The sequence below is a fragment of the Mesorhizobium sp. CA5 genome (assembly GCF_020165105.1).
In the GTDB taxonomy this organism is placed as follows: Bacteria; Pseudomonadota; Alphaproteobacteria; order Rhizobiales; family Rhizobiaceae; genus Mesorhizobium.
In genome coordinates, this window is record NZ_JAIUHJ010000011.1 from 155,745 (window position 1) to 176,598 (window position 20,854).

General features: G+C 63.2%; 20 protein-coding genes, 1 tRNA gene and 1 pseudogene. 11 read left to right on the top strand and 11 right to left on the bottom strand.

The genetic code is table 11. The features are described 5' to 3' along the window. Nucleotides 1–2: 2 nt before the first annotated feature. Entirely contained in the window at nt 3–824 is an 822-nt protein-coding gene (locus tag LB529_RS16610; protein ID WP_224711712.1) for a DUF429 domain-containing protein, read from the bottom strand. Nucleotides 825–1,662: 838 nt separating this feature from the next. Between LB529_RS16610 and LB529_RS16615 the strand changes: the two genes are divergently transcribed. The 3 genes from LB529_RS16615 (at nt 1,663) to LB529_RS16625 (ending at nt 3,309) form a co-directional block, all read left to right on the top strand. Further along, the gene (locus LB529_RS16615) at nt 1,663–2,118 is read left to right on the top strand and encodes a hypothetical protein (protein WP_224711689.1); all 456 of its coding nucleotides are present in this window, start codon (nt 1,663–1,665) and stop codon (nt 2,116–2,118) included. A 32-nt stretch (nt 2,119–2,150) separates the two neighbouring features. Continuing rightward, entirely contained in the window at nt 2,151–2,714 is a 564-nt protein-coding gene (locus LB529_RS16620; RefSeq protein ID WP_224711690.1) for a hypothetical protein, read from the top strand. Between the two features lie 91 nt (nt 2,715–2,805). After that, nucleotides 2,806–3,309, top strand: coding sequence for a ribonuclease H (locus tag LB529_RS16625; RefSeq protein ID WP_224711691.1), 504 nt, complete (start codon nt 2,806–2,808; stop codon nt 3,307–3,309). A gap of 203 nt (nt 3,310–3,512) precedes the next feature. Here the strand turns inward: LB529_RS16625 and LB529_RS16630 are convergent, their stop codons facing one another. The 6 genes and pseudogenes from LB529_RS16630 to LB529_RS16655 form a co-directional block, all read right to left on the bottom strand. After that, a complete protein-coding gene (locus LB529_RS16630) occupies nt 3,513–3,698 on the bottom strand; it encodes a DUF3606 domain-containing protein (protein WP_127245653.1) in 186 nt (61 codons plus the stop codon). A 371-nt stretch (nt 3,699–4,069) separates the two neighbouring features. Beyond that, nucleotides 4,070–4,756, bottom strand: coding sequence for a hypothetical protein (locus LB529_RS16635; protein ID WP_224711692.1), 687 nt, complete (start codon nt 4,754–4,756; stop codon nt 4,070–4,072). Nucleotides 4,757–5,227: 471 nt separating this feature from the next. Further along, on the bottom strand, nt 5,228–6,541 hold the full coding sequence (locus LB529_RS16640) for a hypothetical protein (protein WP_224711715.1): 1,314 nt from the start codon (nt 6,539–6,541) through the stop codon (nt 5,228–5,230). Between the two features lie 48 nt (nt 6,542–6,589). Next, a pseudogene (locus LB529_RS29220) lies at nt 6,590–6,676 on the bottom strand (SEC-C metal-binding domain-containing protein); the annotation flags it as partial. A gap of 165 nt (nt 6,677–6,841) precedes the next feature. Next, a tRNA-Ala gene (locus LB529_RS16650) sits at nt 6,842–6,917 on the bottom strand. 161 nt (nt 6,918–7,078) lie between these two features. Next, nucleotides 7,079–7,474, bottom strand: a complete 396-nt coding sequence (locus LB529_RS16655) for a TIGR02300 family protein (protein WP_224631414.1) — start codon at nt 7,472–7,474, stop codon at nt 7,079–7,081. Between the two features lie 196 nt (nt 7,475–7,670). On the opposite strand from LB529_RS16655, the gene aroA reads away from it, so the two are divergent. The 3 genes from aroA to rpsA all read left to right on the top strand — a co-directional run bounded on the left by aroA (nt 7,671) and on the right by rpsA (nt 11,828). Further along, a complete protein-coding gene (aroA, locus tag LB529_RS16660; protein WP_224711693.1) occupies nt 7,671–9,029 on the top strand; it encodes a 3-phosphoshikimate 1-carboxyvinyltransferase in 1,359 nt (452 codons plus the stop codon). A gap of 256 nt (nt 9,030–9,285) precedes the next feature. Continuing rightward, entirely contained in the window at nt 9,286–9,936 is a 651-nt protein-coding gene (gene cmk / locus LB529_RS16665; protein WP_224711694.1) for a (d)CMP kinase, read from the top strand. A 194-nt stretch (nt 9,937–10,130) separates the two neighbouring features. After that, entirely contained in the window at nt 10,131–11,828 is a 1,698-nt protein-coding gene (rpsA, locus tag LB529_RS16670; protein WP_095769359.1) for a 30S ribosomal protein S1, read from the top strand. A 119-nt stretch (nt 11,829–11,947) separates the two neighbouring features. Here the strand turns inward: rpsA and LB529_RS16675 are convergent, their stop codons facing one another. The 4 genes from LB529_RS16675 to LB529_RS16690 form a co-directional block, all read right to left on the bottom strand. Beyond that, nucleotides 11,948–12,655: an SDR family NAD(P)-dependent oxidoreductase gene (locus tag LB529_RS16675; RefSeq protein WP_224711695.1), complete on the bottom strand. Its 708-nt coding sequence runs from the start codon at nt 12,653–12,655 to the stop codon at nt 11,948–11,950. A 198-nt stretch (nt 12,656–12,853) separates the two neighbouring features. Continuing rightward, the gene (locus tag LB529_RS16680; protein WP_224711696.1) at nt 12,854–14,434 is read right to left on the bottom strand and encodes a 5-guanidino-2-oxopentanoate decarboxylase; all 1,581 of its coding nucleotides are present in this window, start codon (nt 14,432–14,434) and stop codon (nt 12,854–12,856) included. Then, nucleotides 14,431–15,099, bottom strand: a complete 669-nt coding sequence (locus LB529_RS16685) for a TetR family transcriptional regulator C-terminal domain-containing protein (protein WP_095769362.1) — start codon at nt 15,097–15,099, stop codon at nt 14,431–14,433. Before LB529_RS16685 ends, LB529_RS16680 begins: the two co-directional genes overlap by 4 nt. Then, nucleotides 15,069–15,941, bottom strand: a complete 873-nt coding sequence (locus tag LB529_RS16690) for a dimethylarginine dimethylaminohydrolase family protein (protein ID WP_224628997.1) — start codon at nt 15,939–15,941, stop codon at nt 15,069–15,071. The genes LB529_RS16685 and LB529_RS16690 overlap by 31 nt, the downstream gene beginning before the upstream one ends. Nucleotides 15,942–16,152: 211 nt before the next feature. Here LB529_RS16690 and LB529_RS16695 point away from each other — a divergent pair, with 211 nt between their 5' ends. From LB529_RS16695 to LB529_RS16715, 5 genes are all read left to right on the top strand, one after another. Beyond that, entirely contained in the window at nt 16,153–16,968 is an 816-nt protein-coding gene (locus LB529_RS16695) for an ABC transporter ATP-binding protein (RefSeq protein WP_318011852.1), read from the top strand. Between the two features lie 57 nt (nt 16,969–17,025). Beyond that, the gene (locus LB529_RS16700) at nt 17,026–17,820 is read left to right on the top strand and encodes a transporter substrate-binding domain-containing protein (protein WP_224711697.1); all 795 of its coding nucleotides are present in this window, start codon (nt 17,026–17,028) and stop codon (nt 17,818–17,820) included. Nucleotides 17,821–17,965: 145 nt separating this feature from the next. Continuing rightward, nucleotides 17,966–18,679, top strand: a complete 714-nt coding sequence (locus tag LB529_RS16705; protein ID WP_411962520.1) for an ABC transporter permease — start codon at nt 17,966–17,968, stop codon at nt 18,677–18,679. Further along, complete coding sequence (locus LB529_RS16710; protein ID WP_224707548.1) at nt 18,679–19,488, top strand: ABC transporter permease; 810 nt, start codon at nt 18,679–18,681, stop codon at nt 19,486–19,488. The genes LB529_RS16705 and LB529_RS16710 overlap by 1 nt, the downstream gene beginning before the upstream one ends. 94 nt (nt 19,489–19,582) lie before the next feature. Further along, nucleotides 19,583–20,584, top strand: coding sequence for an Ldh family oxidoreductase (locus LB529_RS16715; RefSeq protein ID WP_224711698.1), 1,002 nt, complete (start codon nt 19,583–19,585; stop codon nt 20,582–20,584). Nucleotides 20,585–20,854 lie beyond the last annotated feature (270 nt).

Here is a 20,854-nt window from a genome sequence, read left to right on the forward strand (position 1 = left end):
AGCTAGACGCCTGCGGTCGTCCTTACCACACCCGTCTTCGCACTTCCCGGCTTCGGTATCCAAATCGCCGACTGGTCGTCGCCGAAGGGCACGGCGCGACCTTCCAACACGCAAATGCCGACCGCTGCACAGACCACGGCGTCAAGCATGTCTTCGTAGGCTTTCCACTCTTGGCCGCTCGCACGCTCAGAATCGAGTTCTGGCATCGCCGCCCCTACACCGGAGAGTTCGTTTTCCATCAGGGCCGCAATGGCGCTCATCTGACGTTGAATGTTGAGCGCCCGGACCTTGGGCGTCTCGTCGGGCCAGTAGCTACGTCTGTTGCCGAACTTGTAGGGAAGCCGCCGCTCCGCAGAAGCGAACTCAATCAAAGCGGGGTGCGGATAGACCTCCACAAGGCCGCTCACCACCGGCCCAGATGTACGCAGCTCGTAACCCTTCAGCTCGAAGCTCGCCCGCAGCTTGTCGCTTACAGGCCCAGGACGGACCGCACTCGGCGTGTGCGTCCCCGCCCATCTATGCCCATACGCCCGAGAGACCGCATCATCGCTGGCCCGGCGGGCTACAATTGGTGTCCGCGAAAGGGGCATGTCGACAGCTACCAGATCGACCGGGGAGCCCACCAAGGCATTGGCCGCTTCCAGCGCTTCAGAAGCTCCGCCGGTCACGCCGGGTCGCGCCGTTGCCTCTGCAAGAGCACAGAAGGCGCTGTAGGAGGATGCTGCCGCCCGCAACCGCCAGCTACCGCGCTCCTCGACGGCTAACGCGACACCGCTCGGCTGGGTCGCCGTCCAAGCCGCATCTATTCCCAAGACCGCTCGCATATTGTCCTCGCCGACAATTTTTTTCGGGCACAGTCCGGGCACACATGCCTTGGAATGCCTTATGCCACAAGGCTCGGCGCTGGATTAGGTCTCTAAAGCTCGATAACCTCATGAAATTGTTTATATATTCGTGTTGACATTCACTTGGTGGCGACACATATCCGGCTTTCACAACACGCATACCGAGTGGTGGGCTTGGCCCGACCGCTGAACCCTGAAGACCGACCCACTCGCGGGCCATTCGGCCCCAAGAGCCTCCTTTCCAAAACCAGTTGGCTGTCCTGCAAGACAGCCCGGTCGATTGCAGCCATGCCTGACGTGCCCTCTAGGGGCCGGCAGCGGGACCGTACGGGGCAAGACGATGATCCCCGGCCGAACGATAGAATGGAAGCGGGTTTGCGCCCGGGACCGGCACTCTGCCGGACGCGCAAAGTACCGCATAGCCGCCAATCCGGGTTAGTCCCCGGTGAGGGTAGCGGAGCCTTGCGTCGTGCAAGGGGGACCGTGAACCGGGAAGGTCAGGACGACCCCCGGCGGCACATGACACATATCAACAAATCAACGGTCGGGAAGTCCCGACCTCTTTCAACTCTTCCGTCCCTCTGTGCTTAGGGGCGGATACAAATATTAGGAGAAGTGAATGCGAACATGTCGCGCTGCACACTGCGGCGCACCTACGTCTTCCCGCTTCAGCCCGCACTGTCGGCGACACAAAAGCCGACTACGGCGCCAGGGCGATGTCGAGCAGACTGCCATCAGGCGAAGTGAGCTTGCGCCATACGTTGCCATAGTGCGGGACCGCATCGCCAAGAACGCCCACAGTCCCCTTTGGGGCCACATGGATGCCCGGTGGGCCGCGCTGGCTACCTCGGCAAAGGACACCGCCGGCAATCGGGTTCAGAGCCGATACCAGCGGCAAGCGGCGCATGAGGTGCTGAACCTCGACGCCGAATGCTCCGCACGGGACATAGCCGTGACTGCGATGGCGATGTTCCTGTTCTGGACCGAGAGACCGGAGCGGTTCCTATCGGATGCCGCCTTTCGCCTCCAGCTCGTGAAGCGAGTGCGGGCACTTTCAAGCCGAAACTCGGGCCTTCGCTACGACCACCGAACTGGCAGGCAGGAGCGTGTGTACCGGGAGCTTAGTCCCAAGGCAGGAATGATCGTCGCTCGTGATCTGACCGCCGCCTTTGGAGGTGCCGGACTAAAACTCGCCGAACTCGAAAAACGTGATCAAGAAAGGAAACAAGCAATGACCGATGAAATCAACCAAGCCCTTCGGGACCTCGTGTGACTGCCATTGAAAGGAGGAGGGGCAGTTAGGCGGTGGAGTACTTTGACGAGGTACTCGATCGAAAGACCGGAGAGCTTGTCCGGATCAGCAAGGGTGAATGGATCACCATAACCGAGATGGCTACGAGCTTCGGAGTAGGTCCAAAGAAGGCAAGGGCAGTTCTACGTGAAATGGGCGTCCTACAAATCGAAGACCGTGGTGGTCATTGTAGACAACGCCTTACACGATGGGTCGTCCAGCGCGGCTGGGGGAAGCGACACGAGCCCAAAGGGCGCTACCCGTTCGATGTGATCGGTCCTGAAGCGCAACATTGGATTGCCGAACGCTGGGTCGAGACAGTGGACAAGCTTCGCGCCAAGACCTTGGAGGGGGAGAGCGGTTCAGCTGCTTCTGCTCTTCAGCAGTTCAAAGCCCGACGGTTACACCCCATGAGAACCCAGCACGAAATCTGCTGGTTGATTGACCACTTTCCGTCTTTGTCACAGTCGGAAATCGCTTCCATTGTTGAAATCAGTCAGCAGCTTGTCAGCAAGTTTGCCGGGATACGGCAAGCCCAACGAGACAGGTGGCACGAGTGGCAGCGGATTGCTGCCTAGATCAGTACGACCGAATGGGTAGGCGTGACGTACATAGACATATTACCCAAGCCCACAACACCTTCGAAACACATCCCACGAGGAGCAAACAATGAGCATTTTCACCCAGGGGCCTTCGGGCCTCCGGCTCGTCGTCCATTGCGACGGTGCCTGTCTCGGCAACCCCGGTCCCGGCGGCTGGGCTGCAACTATCAAACTCATGGACGGCGATCAGGAGATCAGCCGGACAGAGGTCGTCGGGTCGGAACCGACGAAGACAACCAACGTCCGTATGGAAATGAGCGGAGCCATCGGAGCCCTCCGCGCACTGCCGGACAACGATGGCACCCCGGTTGCGGTCTTCTGCGACAATGAGATGGTAAGCAGGGGAATGAACGAATGGCTCTCGGGGTGGATTGCCCGAGGGTGGCGGACCGCAGGCAAGAAGCCTGTGAAAAACCCAGACCTATGGCAGGAGCTTGCCTCGCTTGCCACGGGCCGCACGATCACTTGGCACTGGGTGAGAGGCCATGCGGGCGATCGGCACAACGAGGAGGTAGACGCGCTTGCCAACGCCGCTGCGGCAAAGGCCATGCGGCAGGCCCAAGCCGGCTAACAGCCAGACAAGGGACGGCCCCGGTCAATGTGCCGGGGGGGTCGCCTTCACGCGTCCATTTCGAGCCGCTGGTGTCCCGGCTGCTCATGCCAGATCACTTGTCGAAGGTCACGCTTGTCGACCACCTGACCGCACGCAGGGCAGGAGTAGAAGTAGTCAACCTGCTTCGACATCTCGCTACTGTGCCGCCTGCCTGTGCTTGGTTATCCTCTAAGCTTGTCGGCCTCGCGTTCCAGCGTCTTGCGGTCGTTGCCGTGCTGCTTGATCAACTCGCGCACCTGTTGGACCGTCAGGCCCACCTTGTTGGCGAAGTGTCGGACTTCGTAGTCTTCTTCTGCTGACACTCGGTCTCGGTCGCGGCCCCCACGCTTGCTCTTGTCGTCTGCCATGCTGCGTTCCTCCTTGGCCAAAGAGAACAGCGGCCATACGGGATAGTTCCATGAGCGCCAGCTAACGGAACGCTTACGGCTGTGCGATATTGGATAAAATGCGAGTGTCGCTGTAGTTCGTATGCATTCGTAAGCCTGTCAGCCGCGTCCGGCTGTCATTCATCCGCCCTACCGTCGCCGAAAGAGCTCGCTAAAGAGAAGTCCGAGTGGCTGAAGCCGGGTCTTGTCGGTCGGGTGAAGTTCCTGCAAGGCGAAAGACAAGCTATGACATGCCTCGCATAAGGACTTTCGCGAGGACAGTTGACGTTTCCATGCTGCCGTGGGAGCGGCCATTACAAGATTGACGTCAAAGCAAGGGGCGTTCGCTGACCTCAAAGCGCTGGCGGGTAGTCGGCGGTGCTGTAGTCACCTGTCTCGATCTTCTTTCGCCGCTGTTCTTCCGCCTTCAGCCCGTCATAGATAACATAGAGCAGACCCTCCGCGTCGGGATGCGAGGGGAGAATGGCCATATAGGCCATTTCGCCGAAATTGTAGTACATCGAGACTGCATTGAGCACATCCGCAAGGGCTGCTAATGCCGCATCGACCTTGAGCCTTGTGGCTTCCTTTAGGGTTTTCGACGGATCAAGCCTATACTCAAGGCTGTTGTGGCTGATCCTTCTGTTACGCCAATCTCGGCAGAAGTCCTCGGCCTGAACCGCCACCTTGACCTTGTCCGTAACCCGGTTGGCGCCGGCGGTGTCGGGCATGAGCGCAGCCAGGCGTTTGATGGTGAGCGTCTCGTTCCCCCAGATCGTCGGCTTGTCGGTCATCCTCGAAATCGAGAGCAGTACCTGATCGAAAAGACAATCCTGAACAATGCGAAAGAAGCTTCCTGATGCTGCGTTCAACAGATCGACGCGTGACCCCTTCGTTCCGAAAAGAACCTTGTACTGGTTCCAAACTAACTGAGTATGGCAGAGCTCCTGAACGAGTTCGGCATAGATCGCGCCTAACTCGGAGCCCATGACCTTTTCGTACTGGGCCCGAGCTTCGGCCGCCGTCTGTTCTTTGCTCATCCACCCGCACCTTTTGATTGGCAGGCCGATACTTGCGCAGGGATGCGCAGGCAAGCCCAGCGCCGAAGCTAGCGCGCTTCCAAACTCCCGCCAATCGGCCTTGCTGGGCCCCAGACATCGAGAGCTACAGGTAATCCTCGTCCTCGGCCCGATGCTCAAAGCAGAACCAATGAGGCGTTTGCTTCGGCTTGGCAAAGCCCCAGCCCGGCATCCTTCGCAGCCTTAAGGGTTGCCGGAGCGGGCGCAAACATAATAGTCCGACAAAAGGCCCCAGCTAACCGCCGGGGTCGCTTTCTTTGTCGCGCTCACTAGCGAAGACTATGGTCTTGGTCACCTCGCGGGCGGTCCTCACTCGAAGCTCGGCCAGCGGCATGTCCCTAAACTCACCCATCCGTGGGTGGGGTTCGAGTTGCAGCAGAAGCGACTTTTGCGGATAGTCGCTGTAAATCTCGAGCATACGGTCGTATAGCCTCAGGGGTCCGAGATGCTTTCACCGCGCGGCCCCTCCGGCTTTCCAAAAACCGCGTCCCCAAGCTTCTTTGCCGCCTTGTCCTCCTGCGGCGTGAGGGGAATGGAAATAAGTGCCCGTTCTCCATCTTCATCGCCGCACACGGCAGCGACTGCTGTCCCATTCCAGGCCGAGGTTATCTCCTCAATAACACCGGTCCTAGCGGCGCCGTCCTGGCCCGGGTACTCGATCCGGCTCCCGATCTTTGGTGGCTCGATAGGTTGCCCGCTGTCGTCAAGCAACTCATCCGGAACGCTATCGAAACTGTTTGGAACTTGCTGGACCTCCACGAGGCATTCGACCACCCGCCGTATCGGGCGGTGCTTATCGTGTCGCTGCATCGCCGTCTCTAAATCGAGCTTCTCACCACGAAAGTCTGGCATTGCGAATCCCATCAGCAGGCCGAATTGCAGCCCGGCTTGGGAATGATCGTCGGCGAAGTCGGCATTGTTCGTCACCACGACGTAGGCCGGCCTGATCGGCTCGCCCTCGACGGTTAAGTTTTCAGAATCTCTCACAGCCTCGGTAATCAGACTCCTGACTTTTTCACCATTTTCCTCTGTGATGCCCTGGCCGATCCCCAACTCTAACCAAAACACCGGGTTCGCCAATTTCTTGGCCGATGCAGAATAAAGCCTGTGGCGCAGCCACGCGCGAAGCTCCAACACGAATTCGGCGTTCTCGGGATCACACCGGGCCTTCCAATTGCTCTTGCGTTTCGCCTCGACAGCGTACCTCGGGCCTGCCGCGAACGACGCGAAAAACTCCGGCTTGCTTCCTCGGCTCTTGACCTCCTCCGCCCCTTCAATCGCAGCACCGGCCAGAGCGAAGGCCGAGGCCACGAGCGCCTCTTGGCAGGCGGGGAGGAACTCCGATGGTCTTCGCAGTCGCTTGATAAGGCTCCTTGGGGGTTTGTCGTTATGCTCGATGAGGTAGAGCGCGTAGGAAAGCCGGTTGAGGGCTGAAAGGCCGCCGGTCATCGGAAGTGGCGCTGGAAACGGCTGTCGGTTGCGAGCGTCCTGTAAAAGTCGCAACCAGCGGAAAATGGGATGGTCCGGAATCACCTTCGATGCACTTGCGCCCCACTGCCGCCCCAGCGTGTCCTTCAAGTTCTCAATGAGAAAGTCCGGGAAAAAGCGCCAAGTCGGTGATGACAGCACCCGTTTACCGCAGACTACTATCCGGACGCCGGCAGCGGTGAGTGTGATAACGGGCCGCCCGTGTCCCTGATGTCGTCGGCGGAGCATTTCCCGCGCCTCTATGAGTCGCAAGTCCATACGAAGCCGCTCCTCGCTGCCGGGTTCTATCCCCGGCGGGCGCTGGAGCCGCCCGTGACAGTGCTTGTACCTTTTCCCACTCCCGCAAGGGCACGGGCCGTTCCGAGAAGGTGTCCTCTGGCCGATTGATTCCATGGCAACATGTTAGCAGCACAGACCCAGAGCAGGCATGCGAGTACGCACGACAGGATCGCCTATCCGTGATCTACCCGCGATCCACTCATGGCGGGGTCAGAAAAGGGGATCAGGGGGTCATTTCTGACCCATCTAAGTGGTTGATTTTATTTATGTATAGACTGATGGTGGAGCCAATCGGAATCGAACCGACGACCTCTTGAATGCCATTCAAGCGCTCTCCCAACTGAGCTATGGCCCCACTCCCGGCAGTCGGCCGGCGCCGTTTCCGGCGAAGAGATCCGGCGCGGTTGGGAACCGCGCCGTCGTTTAGTGCTGGCGGCTTCTAGCGCCGCCTTCGGTCAAGATCAAGCCTTGAAAAGCCGCTTTTTCGTCACAGGCCAAAATGGCCGGCAAACGAACTCAGACTTCGTCATCGTCGTCGCCGACACCGATCATATCGGCGACGTCATCGTCCTCTTCCTCTTCGTCGGCCAGGAAGGTGTCGTCCTCATCGTCGCCGAGATCGACATCCTCTTCATCGTCGCCAAGATCTGGAAGCTCGTCGCCGCCGCCCTTCACTTCGTCATCGGCCTCCTCGAGCGAGACGACTTCGGCGCCTTCCTCTTCGTCGGCGTCCACTTCCTTCTCGGCGACTTCCTCATCTTCCTCGAGGGCGGAAATCTTGCCTTCCTCGAAATAGGAGCGTGGATAGCTCTTGCCGGTATAGGGCGAGACGATCGGGTCTTTGTTGAGATCGTAGAATTTCCGACCCGTTTCGGGGTCGACACGCTTGGTGCCAAGTTCAGCTTTTGCCACAGCAGGCCTCGTCAATAAAAGAGTGGTCCCCATAACCGCAGTTTTGAGCGCTGTCAAAGCCAAAAGCCGGCATTGTAAAATGCTCGTATTCGAAGGTCTCGAACAAGGGGATGACCATTGCAACGCACCGTGATACGAGACCGCCGCAGCATGACGAACCGAGCCGGCCAGCCGGCATTTCATTTGGAAGACAAGGATGTCTCACTCCGCCGCCGCTAAGCCGGCCACGGCCCGCAAATCCCCTGCCCTTGCCGGCACCGCGCGCGTGCCGGGCGACAAATCGATCTCGCACCGCTCGTTCATGTTCGGCGGCCTTGCCTCCGGCGAAACCCGCATCACCGGCCTGCTCGAAGGCGAGGACGTGATGCGCACGGGCGCCGCCATGAAGGCGATGGGCGCGCATATCGAAAAGAACGGCGGCGAATGGGTGATCCGCGGCACCGGCAACGGCGCGTTGCTGCAGCCCGAAAGCCCGCTCGACTTCGGCAATGCCGGCACCGGCTCGCGCCTCACCATGGGGCTCGTCGGCACCTATGACATGGAGACGACCTTCGTCGGCGACGCCTCGCTTTCCGGCCGGCCGATGGGGCGCGTGCTCGATCCGCTGCGCCAGATGGGCGTGCAGGTGCTGAAGGCCGCTCCCGGCGACCGCATGCCGATCACGCTGCGCGGCCCGAAGCATGCAGCGCCCATCACCTATCGCGTGCCGATGGCATCCGCCCAGGTGAAGTCGGCGGTGCTGCTTGCCGGCTTGAACACGCCCGGCATTACCACGGTGATCGAACCCGTGATGACGCGCGATCATACCGAAAAGATGCTGAAGGGGTTCGGCGCCAACCTGAGCGTCGAGACGGATGAGCGCGGCGTGCGCCACATCTTCATCGAAGGCCAGGGCAAGCTCACCGGACAGACGATCGCCGTGCCGGGAGATCCATCCTCGGCCGGCTTCCCGCTGGTCGCGGCGCTGATCGTGCCGGGCTCGGACATCATCATCGAGAACGTGCTGATGAACCCGACGCGCACCGGGTTGCTCATGACCCTGCAGGAAATGGGCGGCCGTATCGACATCCTCAATCCGCGCAATGCCGGCGGCGAGGACGTGGCGGACCTGCGCGTGCGCTCCTCCGAGCTCAAGGGCGTCATCGTGCCGCCGGAACGCGCGCCGTCGATGATCGACGAGTATCCGGTGCTGGCCGTCGCCGCGAGCTTCGCCGAGGGCGAGACGCTGATGCAGGGACTGGAGGAACTTCGGGTCAAGGAATCCGACCGTCTGGCGGCGGTGGCTCGGGGCCTGGAGCTCAACGGCGTCGACTGCACCGAGGGCGAGGCCTCGCTCGCCGTGCGCGGCAGACCGGGCGGCAAGGGACTGGGCGCTCATCCCAACGGCCCCGATACGGCGGTGAAGACACATCTCGACCACCGCATCGCCATGAGTTTTCTGGTGATGGGGCTGGCCACCGAGAAGCCGGTGACGATCGACGACGCCAACATGATCGCGACGAGCTTTCCGGAATTCATGGGGCTGATGAAGGGGCTGGGCGCGGAGATTGGGTGAGGTCGATGGACTGGAGCCGAACTGAGACGCTGGCGGGACAGCGCCCCCCTCTGTCCTGCCGGACATCTCCCCCTCAAGGGGGGAGATCAGCTGTCGCGTCGGCTTTCGCCAATCACCAGCGTTTAAAGATCGAGCGGGGCGCCGAAGCTGCCAATCTCCCCCCAAGTGGGGGAGATGTCCGGCAGGACAGAGGGGGGCGCGAAGGATCGCGGCGGTTATTGTATTTGTCGCCCCCTCCAACCGCGACGCTCCATCCATGAGCACCCCCTTCACCATCGCCATCGACGGCCCGGCAGGCGCGGGCAAAGGCACGCTGGCCCGCCGGCTCGCCGACCACTACCGGCTGAACCTGCTCGATACCGGCCTCACCTATCGCGCTGTGGCCCACAAGCTGCTCGAACTCGGCCTGCCGCTCGACAATGTCTCGGCGGCGGAAACCGCGGCGCGGCAGGTCGATCTGTCGAAGCTCGATCGCACCGTGCTGGCCGCGCATGCGGTGGGCGAGGCGGCCTCCAAGGTCGCGGTCATTCCGACCGTACGGCGCATCCTGGTAGAGAAGCAGCGGGCCTTCGCCAAGGCACCGCCGGGTGCTGTGCTCGACGGCCGCGACATCGGCACGGTGGTGTGCCCCGATGCCGACATCAAGCTCTATGTCACGGCAAGCGCCGAAGTGCGCGCCAGGCGCCGGCTGGCCGAGATCGAGAGCATGGGCGGCAGCGCCGATTTCGCCACCATCCTTGCCGATATCGAGCGCCGCGACGAGCGCGACATGGGCCGCGCCGACTCGCCACTGAAGCCGGCGTCAGACGCGCACTTGCTTGATACCAGCGAAATGGCTATAGAAGCCGCGTTTCTGGTGGCGATGGCGATCGTTGACGACGTCCTTGCCAAGAGAAACAAGGCCTGATCAGGTTTTTCGATTGCCGTTGGCGGCGAAAATACCCATATCGGGCACGAACCAGCCTGCCAGCATTCTTCATGCGCCGGACTTGCCGCCTGAACAGCGGCCAAGGGCTTTCAGCCCGGAACGCCGGCAGGCTCACGCAACGCTAACCCACGGCGCCCGCCCCGCTTGAAGACCGGGGTATTCCAGGAGAAACAATGTCAGTAGCTAATCCGTCTCGCGACGATTTCGCGAGCATGCTCGAAGAATCATTCACCGCCGGCCATTCCGGCGAGGGCCAGGTTGTCCGGGGCACGATCACCGCGATCGAAAAGGACATGGCCATCATCGATGTCGGCCTCAAGGTCGAAGGCCGCGTGCCGCTGAAGGAATTCGGCGCCAAGGGCAAGGAATCCTCCCTCAAGGTCGGCGACACCGTCGAGGTCTATGTCGAGCGCATCGAAAACGCGCTTGGCGAAGCCATGCTGTCGCGCGAGAAGGCTCGCCGCGAGGAGAGCTGGGTGCGTCTCGAAGAGAAGTTCACCAAGGGTGAGCGCGTCGAAGGCGTCATCTTCAACCAGGTCAAGGGCGGCTTCACCGTCGACCTCGACGGCGCCGTGGCGTTCCTGCCGCGTAGCCAGGTCGATATCCGCCCGATCCGCGATGTCACCCCGCTGATGCATAACCCGCAGCCCTTCGAGATCCTCAAGATGGATCGCCGCCGCGGCAACATCGTGGTGTCGCGCCGCACCGTGCTCGAAGAGAGCCGCGCCGAACAGCGCTCGGAAATCGTGCAGAACCTCGAGGAAGGCCAGGTGGTCGAAGGCGTGGTCAAGAACATCACCGACTACGGTGCGTTTGTCGACCTCGGCGGCATCGACGGCCTGCTGCATGTCACCGACATGGCCTGGCGCCGCGTCAACCATCCGACCGAGATCCTCAACATCGGCCAGACGGTCAAGGTGCAGATCATCCGCATCAACCAGGAAACCCACCGCATCTCGCTCGGCATGAAGCAGCTCGAGTCGGATCCGTGGTCGGATATCGGCACCAAGTTCCCGATCGGCAAGAAGATCAAGGGCACCGTCACCAACATCACCGACTACGGCGCGTTCGTCGAGCTGGAACCGGGCATCGAGGGCCTCATCCACGTTTCGGAAATGTCGTGGACGAAGAAGAACGTGCATCCCGGCAAGATCCTGTCGACGACGCAGGAAGTCGACGTGGTGGTGCTCGAGGTCGATCCGGCCAAGCGCCGCATCTCGCTCGGCCTCAAGCAGACGCTGGAAAACCCGTGGCAGGCTTTCGCCTCGAGCCATCCGGTCGGCAGCCAGGTCGAGGGCGAGGTCAAGAACAAGACCGAGTTCGGCCTGTTCATCGGCCTGGAAGGCGACGTGGACGGCATGGTGCACCTCTCCGACCTCGACTGGACCCGTCCGGGCGAGCAGGTCATCGAAGAGTACAATCGCGGCGACATGGTCAAGGCGCAGGTGCTCGACGTCGACATCGAGAAGGAGCGCATCTCGCTCGGCATCAAGCAGCTGGCCCGCGACACCGTCGGCGAAGCGGCCAGCAGCGGCGAGCTGCGCAAGAACGCCGTCGTCACCTGCGAGGTCATCGGCGTGAAGGATGGCGGCCTGGACGTGCGGCTGGTCGACAGCGGCATCGAGACCTTCATCAAGCGTTCGGACCTTTCGCGCGACCGCGACGAGCAGCGGCCCGAGCGCTTCACCGTCGGCCAGAAGGTCGATGCCCGCGTCATCGCCTTCGACAAGAAGACCCGCAAGCTGCAGGTCTCGATCAAGGCACTGGAAATCGCCGAGGAGAAGGAAGCGGTCGCTCAGTACGGCTCGACCGACTCCGGCGCTTCGCTGGGCGACATTCTGGGCGCCGCGCTGAAGAAGCAGGGCAACTAAAGCCTTCCGGGAAGCCGCTTGCGGCTTTCCGTCGGAATTGCGTAAGCCCTTTGGCGAACAGCAAAAACCCCGCCGGAGCGATCCGGCGGGGTTTTTCTATTGTCTGGATTTCTGTGCGGTCAGGCGCGGCCGTAGAGCGGCACCAGCGTGCCGCTCATCGCCAGGTTGGCGGGCGAGGCGAGGTAGGCGATCGCTTCCGCCGCGGCCTCCAGGCTGACCCATTTGGCGAAATCGGCATCGGGCATGTCGGCGCGGTTGGCGGGCGTGTCGAGCGTCGAGGGCGCCACGGCGTTGACGAGGATGCCCTTGCCCTTCAACTCCTCGGCCATGGCCACAGTCATCGCCGCGACCGCCGCCTTGCTTGCGGCATAGGCAACCATGCCGGAGCCGCGCCTCGGATCGAGTCCGGCGCGCGCGGTGACGTTGACGATGCGGCCGGCCGTGTTGGAGTCCAGCATCGAGCGCACCGCGGCGCGGCTGCACAGGAAAGCCGTGCGTGCGTTGGTGTCCATCATCTCGGCGAAGGAGGCCGACTCGATCTTTTCGACCGGGGCCATGGTGAAGCCGCCGGCAAGGTGGATCGAGGCCCAGAGCTCGGGAACCTGATGGTAGAAGGCCTCGACCTTGGCCGAATCCGACAGGTCGACATTATGCGCCAAATGCACGCTGGCATGGGCTGCGTAAGGAAAATGCGGCGGGGCCGCCGCGTGGGCATTTGGCACGTGGCAGATCGCGTCTTGCTCCAGCAGTCTGCCGACAACCGCGCCGCCGAGCGCCCCAGTGCCGCCCGTCACCACGACATGCCTGCCATTCAGCGTTTCCGTCATACCTAGACCGCTCCTGTCATTTTTTTATGATTATATCTTGGGTTATGCCGCCCCAGGCTCGAACGTCGCGCCTTTCGCGCTGTCACTCAATTGAAATATCGACATGGCTGGCGCAGCGTCTTTGCATGCGTCGGACCTTGGCGGGCGGCATCGATTTGCCGGCGCCGAAAGGGGTCAACCGGCAGATGCACCGATCTTTCAGTCGACGGTGATTTCGATGACGCGCGGCTTGCCGGCCGCCCGCGCGCGCTTCAGCGCCAAGGCAAGGCCGCCAGCCCCGGCCAGCCGCTCGGCCACGATGCCATAGGCCTCGGCGAGCTTGCAGAAATCGGGCGGTGCCGGCGACACGCCGACCGGCTCGACGCCGACATCGAGCATCGAGGTTTCGATCTCGCGATAGCCGCGATTGTTCCAGACGACGAAGATTACCGGCGCTTCGGCGTCGAGCGCGGCGCCGATCTCCGGCAAGGTGAACTGGAAGCCGCCATCGCCGGTGAGGCACACCACCGGCGCCTCCGGCACCGCAAGTGCTGCGCCGATCGCCGCCGGCGGGCCGTAGCCCAACGCGCCGAAGCCGGTCGCGGCGTTGAACCAGCCGCCGGGACGGTCGTGGTCGTAATAGAGGTTGGCGGCATAAATCGGCTGGGTCGAATCGCCTACGATGATGGCGCCCGGCAGCGCGTCCCGGATCGCCTCCACGGCGCGCACCTGCGCCAGATATTCGGGCTTCAGCTCGGCCCGAGCAGCCTCGCGCGCGGCGGCCGCACGAGCCTCGCCATCGCTTGCCGCGGCATGGCCAGATCCGATCGCTGCAAGCAGCGCCTCGATCGCTTCCACGCAATCCGCGTGGATGCCAACCGTCACCGGCCGGCGCGCGATCTGGTCGGCGCCGATATCGATGCGGATCAGGCTCGGCGGCAGCACGAAGCCGCCGTCGCCATAGCCGTCATAGTCGGTCGGGCCGAATTCGGTGCCGGCGGCAATCACCAGATCGGCGCCCGCCATCAACGCACGCACTGCCTTGAGGCTGGGGCTCGCCGGCACGCACATCCGATGGCCATGCAACAGGCCACGCGCATTGGCGGTCTCGACCACGGGGGCGCCGAGCGTCTCGGCCAGACGCCGCAGCGCCGCATCGGCCTTCTTGGCGCCGCCGCCTGAAAGGATCAGCGGACGGCGTGCGGCCCTGCAAAGCCGTGCCGCCTCGGCGATCGCCGCCAACTCCGGAGCGGGCGGCGCGGCATTGCTAAGGACGGCCGCAACACCATCGGCGGGCTTGACCATGACGTCGGTGGGGATCTCGATATGGACCGGCCCCGGGCGTGAGGAGGAGAAAACGGCGAAGGCGCGGGCGAGCGCGCCAGGCAACTGCCCGGCCTCGGTGATGCGCTCGGAAAACAGCGCCACCTTCTCCATCATGCCGCGCTGGTCGGGCAGCTCATGCAGGAAGCCCAGCCCTTTTCCCAGCGAGTCGGTGGCGTTGACGCCTGAGATGACCAGCATCGGCACCGAATCGGCGCGCGCCTGGCCCATGGCGGTGATGGTGTTGGTGAGGCCCGGCCCGGTGATGACGAAGGCGACGCCGGGACGGCCGCCGGCGCGCGCATAACCATCGGCCATGAAGCCGGCGCCTTGTTCGTGGCGCGGCGTGACATGGCGGATCTTCGAGCCCGCCAGGCCACGATAGAGCTCGACCGTATGCACGCCCGGAATACCGAAGACGGTGTCGACACCATGCTCCTCGAGCAATTTGATCAGCGCTTCGCCGATGGTGGTCATTGGTTTCCTCCCTTTTCCGGCGCCAAGCCGAGCTCGGCCTCTATGGCTTTGACGCCTATCGCCGCCAATTCGCCAGGCGAGAACATCTCTGCTGCCAGGCAGCCTTCGATCCAGAGCCCGTCGATGATCGCGTTGATCGCGATGGCATGGCGACGCAGCTCGCCTGCGTCCGGCTTGCGCCGCTCGGCGGCGAGCACCTCGGCAACGACCGCTTCCACCTCGTCGCGAAAGCCGAGATAGCCTTCGCGATGGGCACGGGCGAGCGCCGGATCCGCATTGGCGCGGCCAAGGAAGGTTGCCCAGAGCGAAAACACCCGCCGGTCGACGATCGGCGCGTTGAGGTTGGCGGTGACGAAAGCCGCGAGGCGTTGGCGAGGCGAGGCGTCTTCCATGACCAATGCCGCCTTCGCCTGCTCGGTCATGCGGCCGACCAGCGCCGTATAGGCTTCCTGCAGCAATTCTTCCTTGCCGGGGAAATAGTGCCGGATCAGCCCGGCGGTGACGCCGGCGCGCAAGGCGATGGTGCGCAAGGTGGCGCCCTGAAGTCCATATTCCGCCACGCTGTCCAGCGTCGCATCGATCAGATCCTGCCGCCGCCGCTCCTCGCCCTCGCGGCGGAACTTGCGGCGCGCATTCATTGGCGCAGGATCGGCCGCGTCAGGCATGTCGGCCCGCCTTCGCAGGCGATGCAGAGCGCATCCGCCTCGAATGTCTCGACCGTGCAGCCGGCGGCTTCCATCGCGGCCTTGGTCTTGGGAAAACCCGCAACGGCGATGACCTTGTGCGGGCTGGTCGGCAGCACGTTCAGGCTGAGGCCGTTGGAAGCGGCGAACTCTTCGGCGTCGCCTTCGACCAGCCGGATGCCGCGCGCCTTCAGCATCTGATAGAACGCCGCCGGCAAAAGCGGCGAATGGACCAGGGCCAGGTCGTCGGCCAGCGGGCTGATCACCGACATCAGATGCAGGCACGCCTCTTCGCCCTGCCACAGCGGCAGATCGAAGCCGTACACGGAAATGCCCAGCGGCGTCAGCAGGTTGGAAACCTGCTGGATGCCTTCCTGGTTCGAGCGCACACCGCGCCCGATCGCCAGCGTGCGGGCATCCACCCATACGCAGTCACCGCCTTCGACCTGACCAGGCGCCTCGACACGACCGAGGACCGGAATGCCCAGTCTCTTATAGGTTTCCTCATGCAGCGAGGGCTCCCGAGCGCGCAATGGTTTGCCCATGGACAGGATCAGCGCGCCGCGGTCGGTCATCAGCGACGGGTCATGCGTGAACACCGAATCCGAAAGGCCGTCGGCCGTGTCCTCGATCCATTCGATCTCGGCGCCGGAAGCCGCCACCATGTCGGCAAGGGCCGCATGCTGCACGGCTGCTTTCGCCGGGTTGAATCCCGGGCCATAGTGCCAGGCCGCCCTGTCGGCGTCGCGCATGGCGTTGGCTGCCGACCGCATCAGCACGCGCCGCAGCGGCGCCGCCATGGACTGTGACCCGAAAGCGCTCATCGATGCCCTTTTAAGATGAAAAAAATCGTGAAAATTTCATGAAAGGCTATTTATACACTTGCGCAACAAGGCCGCAAGTGCCGTAATGAGCGGGATTGACGGGCTCGCGCTGTCGGGTCCATGCTGAAGCCTGGAGCGGGTCAGTGCAGCGTATGTTGATTAGCCGGATAGACGTTCGACGACCTGCCGTCGGCCAGATAGAGGTCACCCGGTGAGCGCTGCAGCAGCTGCCGCAGTCCAATCCGGTGAGGCGCAGAACGGCGCCGCCGAAGCCATCCATGTCGAAAACCTGCACAAGAAGTTCGGCCAGCTGCACGTGCTGAAGGGGGTTTCGCTGTCGGCGCGCGACGGCGAGGTGGTCGCCATCATCGGCGGCTCCGGTTCCGGCAAGTCGACGCTCTTACGCTGCATCAACTGCCTGGAGAACCCCACAAGCGGCATCATCCGGGTCAATGGCGAGGAGATCAAGCTCAAGGCCGACAGCCACGGCCACACCGTTCCGGCCGACCGCAGGCAGATCGAGCGCATCCGCTCGAGGCTCGGCATGGTTTTCCAGAATTTCAACCTGTGGAGCCACATGACGCTGATCGAGAATGTCATCGAGGTCCCGGTGCATGTGCTCGGCGTCAAGCGCGGCGAAGCGATCGCCCAGGCCGAGAAGCTGCTCGCCCGCGTCGGGCTGGCGGAGAAGCGCGACGTCTATCCGGCTTTCCTGTCCGGCGGCCAGCAGCAGCGGGCCGCGATCGCCCGCGCGCTGGCGATCAATCCGCGCGTCATGCTGTTCGACGAACCGACTTCCGCGCTTGATCCCGAGCTGGTCGGCGAGGTGCTGAAAGTCATCGGCGACCTGGCGCGCGAGGGGCGCACCATGGTGCTGGTGACGCATGAAATGAAGTTCGCCCGCGAGGTCGCGACGCATGTCGTCTACCTCTACAACGGGCTGGTCGAGGAAGAAGGTCCGCCGGAACAGCTGTTCGGCGCGCCCAAATCCGAAAGGCTCAAGCAATTCCTCCGCAATGTCGGCTAGGTGCCGGCATCAAGCGGAGCGAAAAACCGGGAACAACAACAAACTGGGAGTCCTGACATGAAGACTGTTCTCAAGACATTTGCCGCCGCGCTTCTCGGCGTCGCGGCGATGGGCGGAGTGGCCAAGGCCGAGCAGGTCAAGATCGGCGTCGCCGCCGAACCCTACCCGCCCTTCACCTCGCCCGACGCCAGCGGCAAATGGGTGGGCTGGGAGATCGACTTCGTCAACGCCGTCTGCGCCGAAGAGAAACTTGACTGCGTGATCACACCGGTGGCCTGGGACGGCATCATCCCGGCTCTGACGACCAAGAAGATCGACGCCATCGTCTCTTCCATGTCGATCACCGACGAGCGCAAGAAGACGATCGACTTCTCGGACAAGTACTACAACACCCCGACCGCGATCATCGGGCCGAAGGACCAGAAGTTCGGCGCCACGCCGGACGATCTCAAGGGCAAGGTGATCGGCGTCCAGGTCTCGACCGTGCATGCCGTGTACGCGAAGAAGCACTTCACCGGCGCCCAGGAAATCAAGGAATACCAGACCCAGGATGAAGCCAACCAGGATCTGGCCGCTGGCCGCATCGACGCGGTGCAGGCCGACTCGATCGCGCTCGGCGAATTCCTGAAGTCGGACCAGGGCAAGGCCTGCTGCGACCTGAAGGGCATGGTGGCGCCCGACGACGAAGTGCTTGGCCCGGGTGTCGGCGCCGGTATCCGCAAGGAAGACACCGCGCTCAAGGAAAAGTTCAACGCCGGCATCAAGGCGATCCGCGCCAACGGCAAGTATGACGAGATCTCGAAGAAATATTTCGACTTCGACATCTATGGCGGCGCCACGCAGTCGAACTGAGCCCTCTCGAAATGAGTGAGGGCATGGCGTCCGCGCCATGCCCGATCTTGCCACGCGTGCCCGCCGCTGACCTGACCATCGGCGGCTCGCCAGCAATCCGGGGACGAAGCTGATCGACGCCTTTCTTCCGGCCTCCGCGGCCGGCATCATCGAACTCCTGTCGCCCGTGGCGCCCGGCTGGGGCGGCACGCTGCTGGTCGGCCTGCTGCATTCGATCGAGATCGCCATAGGCGCGACCTGCCTCGGCCTCATGATCGGCACCGCCGGCGCGTTCGGCAAGCTCTATGGCGGCCCGGTGACGCGCGATCTGCTCGCGGTCTACACGACGGTCGTGCGCGCCGTGCCGGAACTGGTGCTGATCCTGCTGCTCTATTACGCCGGCACCGACCTCATCAACCAAGTGCTGACGGCGATCGGCTACAGCCGTGTCGACATCAGCGGGCTCGCGGCCGGCATTTTCGTGCTGGGTTTCGTCCAGGGCGCCTATTCGACCGAAGTCATCCGCGGAGCCATCCTTGCCATCCCGCAAGGCCAGATCGAGGCCGCCCGCGCCTACGGCATGTCGCCGGGCCTGATGCTGCGACGCATCACTGTGCCGGCCATGCTGCCCTTCGCCATCCCCGGCCTGGCGAATCTGTGGCTCATCGCCACCAAGGACACCGCGCTGCTTGCCGTCGTCGGCTTCTTCGAACTGACGCTGGCGACGCGCCAGGCGGCCGGCGTGACCAAGGCCTACCTGCTTTTCTACCTTGCGGCCGGCGCGCTCTATCTCGCGCTCTCGCTGTTCTCCAACCTGATCATCGGCCGCGTCGAGGTCTGGTCGCGGCGCGGCATGCCCTCCGTCAGGGAGGCGCGCTGATGTCCGCCGAAGCCTCCGCGATCCACATGGCGGCGCGCGCCTCGATCTGGCTCAAGCCGCACCGCATCGTGCTGATCCTGATCGGGCTGGCGCTGGTTCTCTGCGCCGCCGTCTTCATGCGCTGGGATTGGCTGCCGCAATATTGGGAAATGGGCCTGATGGGCATCTGGCGGACGCTTTGGATCCTCGCCGTGACCTGCGCGCTGGGCTTTGCGCTGGCCGTGCCGCTCGGGCTCGCTCAGGCAGGTGGACCGATCTGGTTCTCGGCACCGGCAAAGGCCTTCTGCACCATCATCCGGGGAACGCCGCTACTCCTGCAGCTCTGGCTGCTCTATTACGGCCTCGGCTCGATCTTTCCGCAATATCCATGGATCCGTGAATCCTGGCTTTGGCCGTATCTCAGGCAGGCCTGGCCCTATGGCGTGGTGGCGCTGACCTTCTCCTTCGCCGGCTACGAGGGTGAAGTGATGCGCGGCGCATTCGCCGGCGTGCCGCGCGGACAGTTGGAGGCCGCCCGTGCGTTCGGCATGAGCCGCTGGAAAATCTTCCGGCGCATCTGGCTGCCGCAAGCCTTCTACCGGGCGCTGCCGACGCTGACCGGCGAGACGGTGCTGCAGCTAAAATCGACACCGCTGGTGGCGACAATCAGCGTCATCGATATCTTCGCCGTCTCCTCCAAGGTGCGCCAGGACACCTACCTGACCTACGAGCCTTTGCTGCTGCTGGCGCTGATCTATATGACGATCACCGGTATCCTGGTCTTCGTCTTCAGCCGGATCGAGGCACGGATTCCGGTCAAGATCGGATAGCGAATAGAGAGTAGCGAATAGCGAGTAGTTTCTTTATTTCCCCCTACTCGCTACTCGCTATTCCCTATTCGCTACTCGCTGCAGGGCAACACTGATGCAACTCACCCTCGCCCAGGCAACAGGTCTATGCCGGATGGCGGCGCTTGGCGCCGGCGCCAATGAGGAGGCGGCGCAGTCGCTGACAGCCTCGATCATCGCCGCGGAGGCCGAAGGCCTGTCGACGGTGGGGCTGTCGCATTTCATCGACTATCTGGAAGCGCTCGAAGCCGGCCGCATCGACGGCAACGCCGATCCGGCGATCACGCGGCCGGCGCTCGCCGTCTATCTTTCGGATGCGCGCGGCGGACTTGCCCATATCGGCTTCGACCGCACAATCGACGACCTGGTCAAGGCGGCAAAACTGTTCGGCGTCTCGATCTTCTCGCAGAAGAACGCCTATACATGCGGGGCGCTCGGCTATTTCTCCGGTCGGCTGGCGGAACAGGGGCTGGTGTCCTTCGCTGCCACCAACGGGCCGGCGGTGCTTGCCGGCTCGGGCTCGGTCAAGCCGGTCTATTGCACCAATCCGATGTCCTTTGCGTCGCCCGCCGCCGACGGGCCGCCGCTGATCATCGACCAGTCGTCGAGCGCGACCGCCTTCGTCAACATCCGCAAGGCGGCGGAGGAGGGCAAGAAGATCCCCGAAGGCTGGGCGCTGGATGCCAGCGGCAACCCGACCACCGATCCGGCGGCGGCGATGAAGGGCGCCATGCTTGCCTTTGGCGGCCAGCGCGGCGCCAACATCGCTTTAATGGTCGAGGTGCTGGCCGCGGGCATTTCCGGCGCCAACTGGTCGCTCGACGCGCCCTGGTTCACCGATGGGGCGGAGAGCCCCGGCACCGGCCTTTTCGTTCTGGCCATCGAGCCAAAGCTGCTCGACCCGAATTTCGAGCGGCGCATGAAGGACCAGCTCGAGCGGTTGCGGCGGCGCTATGGCGTGCATATCCCCGGCCGCTCGCGCGCTGACGCCGCCGAGAAGGCAAAGGCGCGCGGCATCACCACGTCCAGGGCAGTGGTGCAGCGCATTTCGGAATTCGCCGAGCGTTATTCGGCCTGATTTTTCCCTCCGCGATTGAACTTTTTTTCGACGTGACACGACCCATATCCGGCACCCCACGCCGCGAGCCGCCCGATTGGCTTCGTCCGGCTGGCGGCGCCACGCCGGGCGTTCAGGGCGGGGCGGGCGTGCTTGCTTCACGCCACCTTGATGCCGTCTCAGGTCAGGCCGTCTCGTTGGACTCTGCTTCGGTGTGGACACTGCCCGGAAAACCCCGCTTCGGCGGGGTTTTCTGTTCTCCCAAATGCGGCGGGGCAGGCATTCCGGGCA

What these genes read in the sequence shown, in the direction of transcription:
- LB529_RS16625 (WP_224711691.1), top strand. Translation starts at nt 2,806, where the DNA reads ATGAGCATTTTCACCCAGGGGCCTTCGGGCCTCCGGCTCGTCGTCCAT.
- LB529_RS16710 (WP_224707548.1), top strand. Translation starts at nt 18,679, where the DNA reads ATGTCCGCCGAAGCCTCCGCGATCCACATGGCGGCGCGCGCCTCGATC.
- LB529_RS16640 (WP_224711715.1), bottom strand. Translation starts at nt 6,541, where the DNA reads ATGGACTTGCGACTCATAGAGGCGCGGGAAATGCTCCGCCGACGACAT.
- LB529_RS16610 (WP_224711712.1), bottom strand. Translation starts at nt 824, where the DNA reads ATGCGAGCGGTCTTGGGAATAGATGCGGCTTGGACGGCGACCCAGCCG.
- LB529_RS16680 (WP_224711696.1), bottom strand. Translation starts at nt 14,434, where the DNA reads ATGACCACCATCGGCGAAGCGCTGATCAAATTGCTCGAGGAGCATGGT.
- rpsA (WP_095769359.1), top strand. Translation starts at nt 10,131, where the DNA reads ATGTCAGTAGCTAATCCGTCTCGCGACGATTTCGCGAGCATGCTCGAA.
- LB529_RS16690 (WP_224628997.1), bottom strand. Translation starts at nt 15,941, where the DNA reads ATGAGCGCTTTCGGGTCACAGTCCATGGCGGCGCCGCTGCGGCGCGTG.
- LB529_RS16675 (WP_224711695.1), bottom strand. Translation starts at nt 12,655, where the DNA reads ATGACGGAAACGCTGAATGGCAGGCATGTCGTGGTGACGGGCGGCACT.
- LB529_RS16685 (WP_095769362.1), bottom strand. Translation starts at nt 15,099, where the DNA reads ATGCCTGACGCGGCCGATCCTGCGCCAATGAATGCGCGCCGCAAGTTC.
- aroA (WP_224711693.1), top strand. Translation starts at nt 7,671, where the DNA reads ATGTCTCACTCCGCCGCCGCTAAGCCGGCCACGGCCCGCAAATCCCCT.
- LB529_RS16700 (WP_224711697.1), top strand. Translation starts at nt 17,026, where the DNA reads ATGAAGACTGTTCTCAAGACATTTGCCGCCGCGCTTCTCGGCGTCGCG.
- cmk (WP_224711694.1), top strand. Translation starts at nt 9,286, where the DNA reads ATGAGCACCCCCTTCACCATCGCCATCGACGGCCCGGCAGGCGCGGGC.
- LB529_RS16615 (WP_224711689.1), top strand. Translation starts at nt 1,663, where the DNA reads ATGGATGCCCGGTGGGCCGCGCTGGCTACCTCGGCAAAGGACACCGCC.
- LB529_RS16715 (WP_224711698.1), top strand. Translation starts at nt 19,583, where the DNA reads ATGCAACTCACCCTCGCCCAGGCAACAGGTCTATGCCGGATGGCGGCG.
- LB529_RS16635 (WP_224711692.1), bottom strand. Translation starts at nt 4,756, where the DNA reads ATGAGCAAAGAACAGACGGCGGCCGAAGCTCGGGCCCAGTACGAAAAG.
- LB529_RS16630 (WP_127245653.1), bottom strand. Translation starts at nt 3,698, where the DNA reads ATGGCAGACGACAAGAGCAAGCGTGGGGGCCGCGACCGAGACCGAGTG.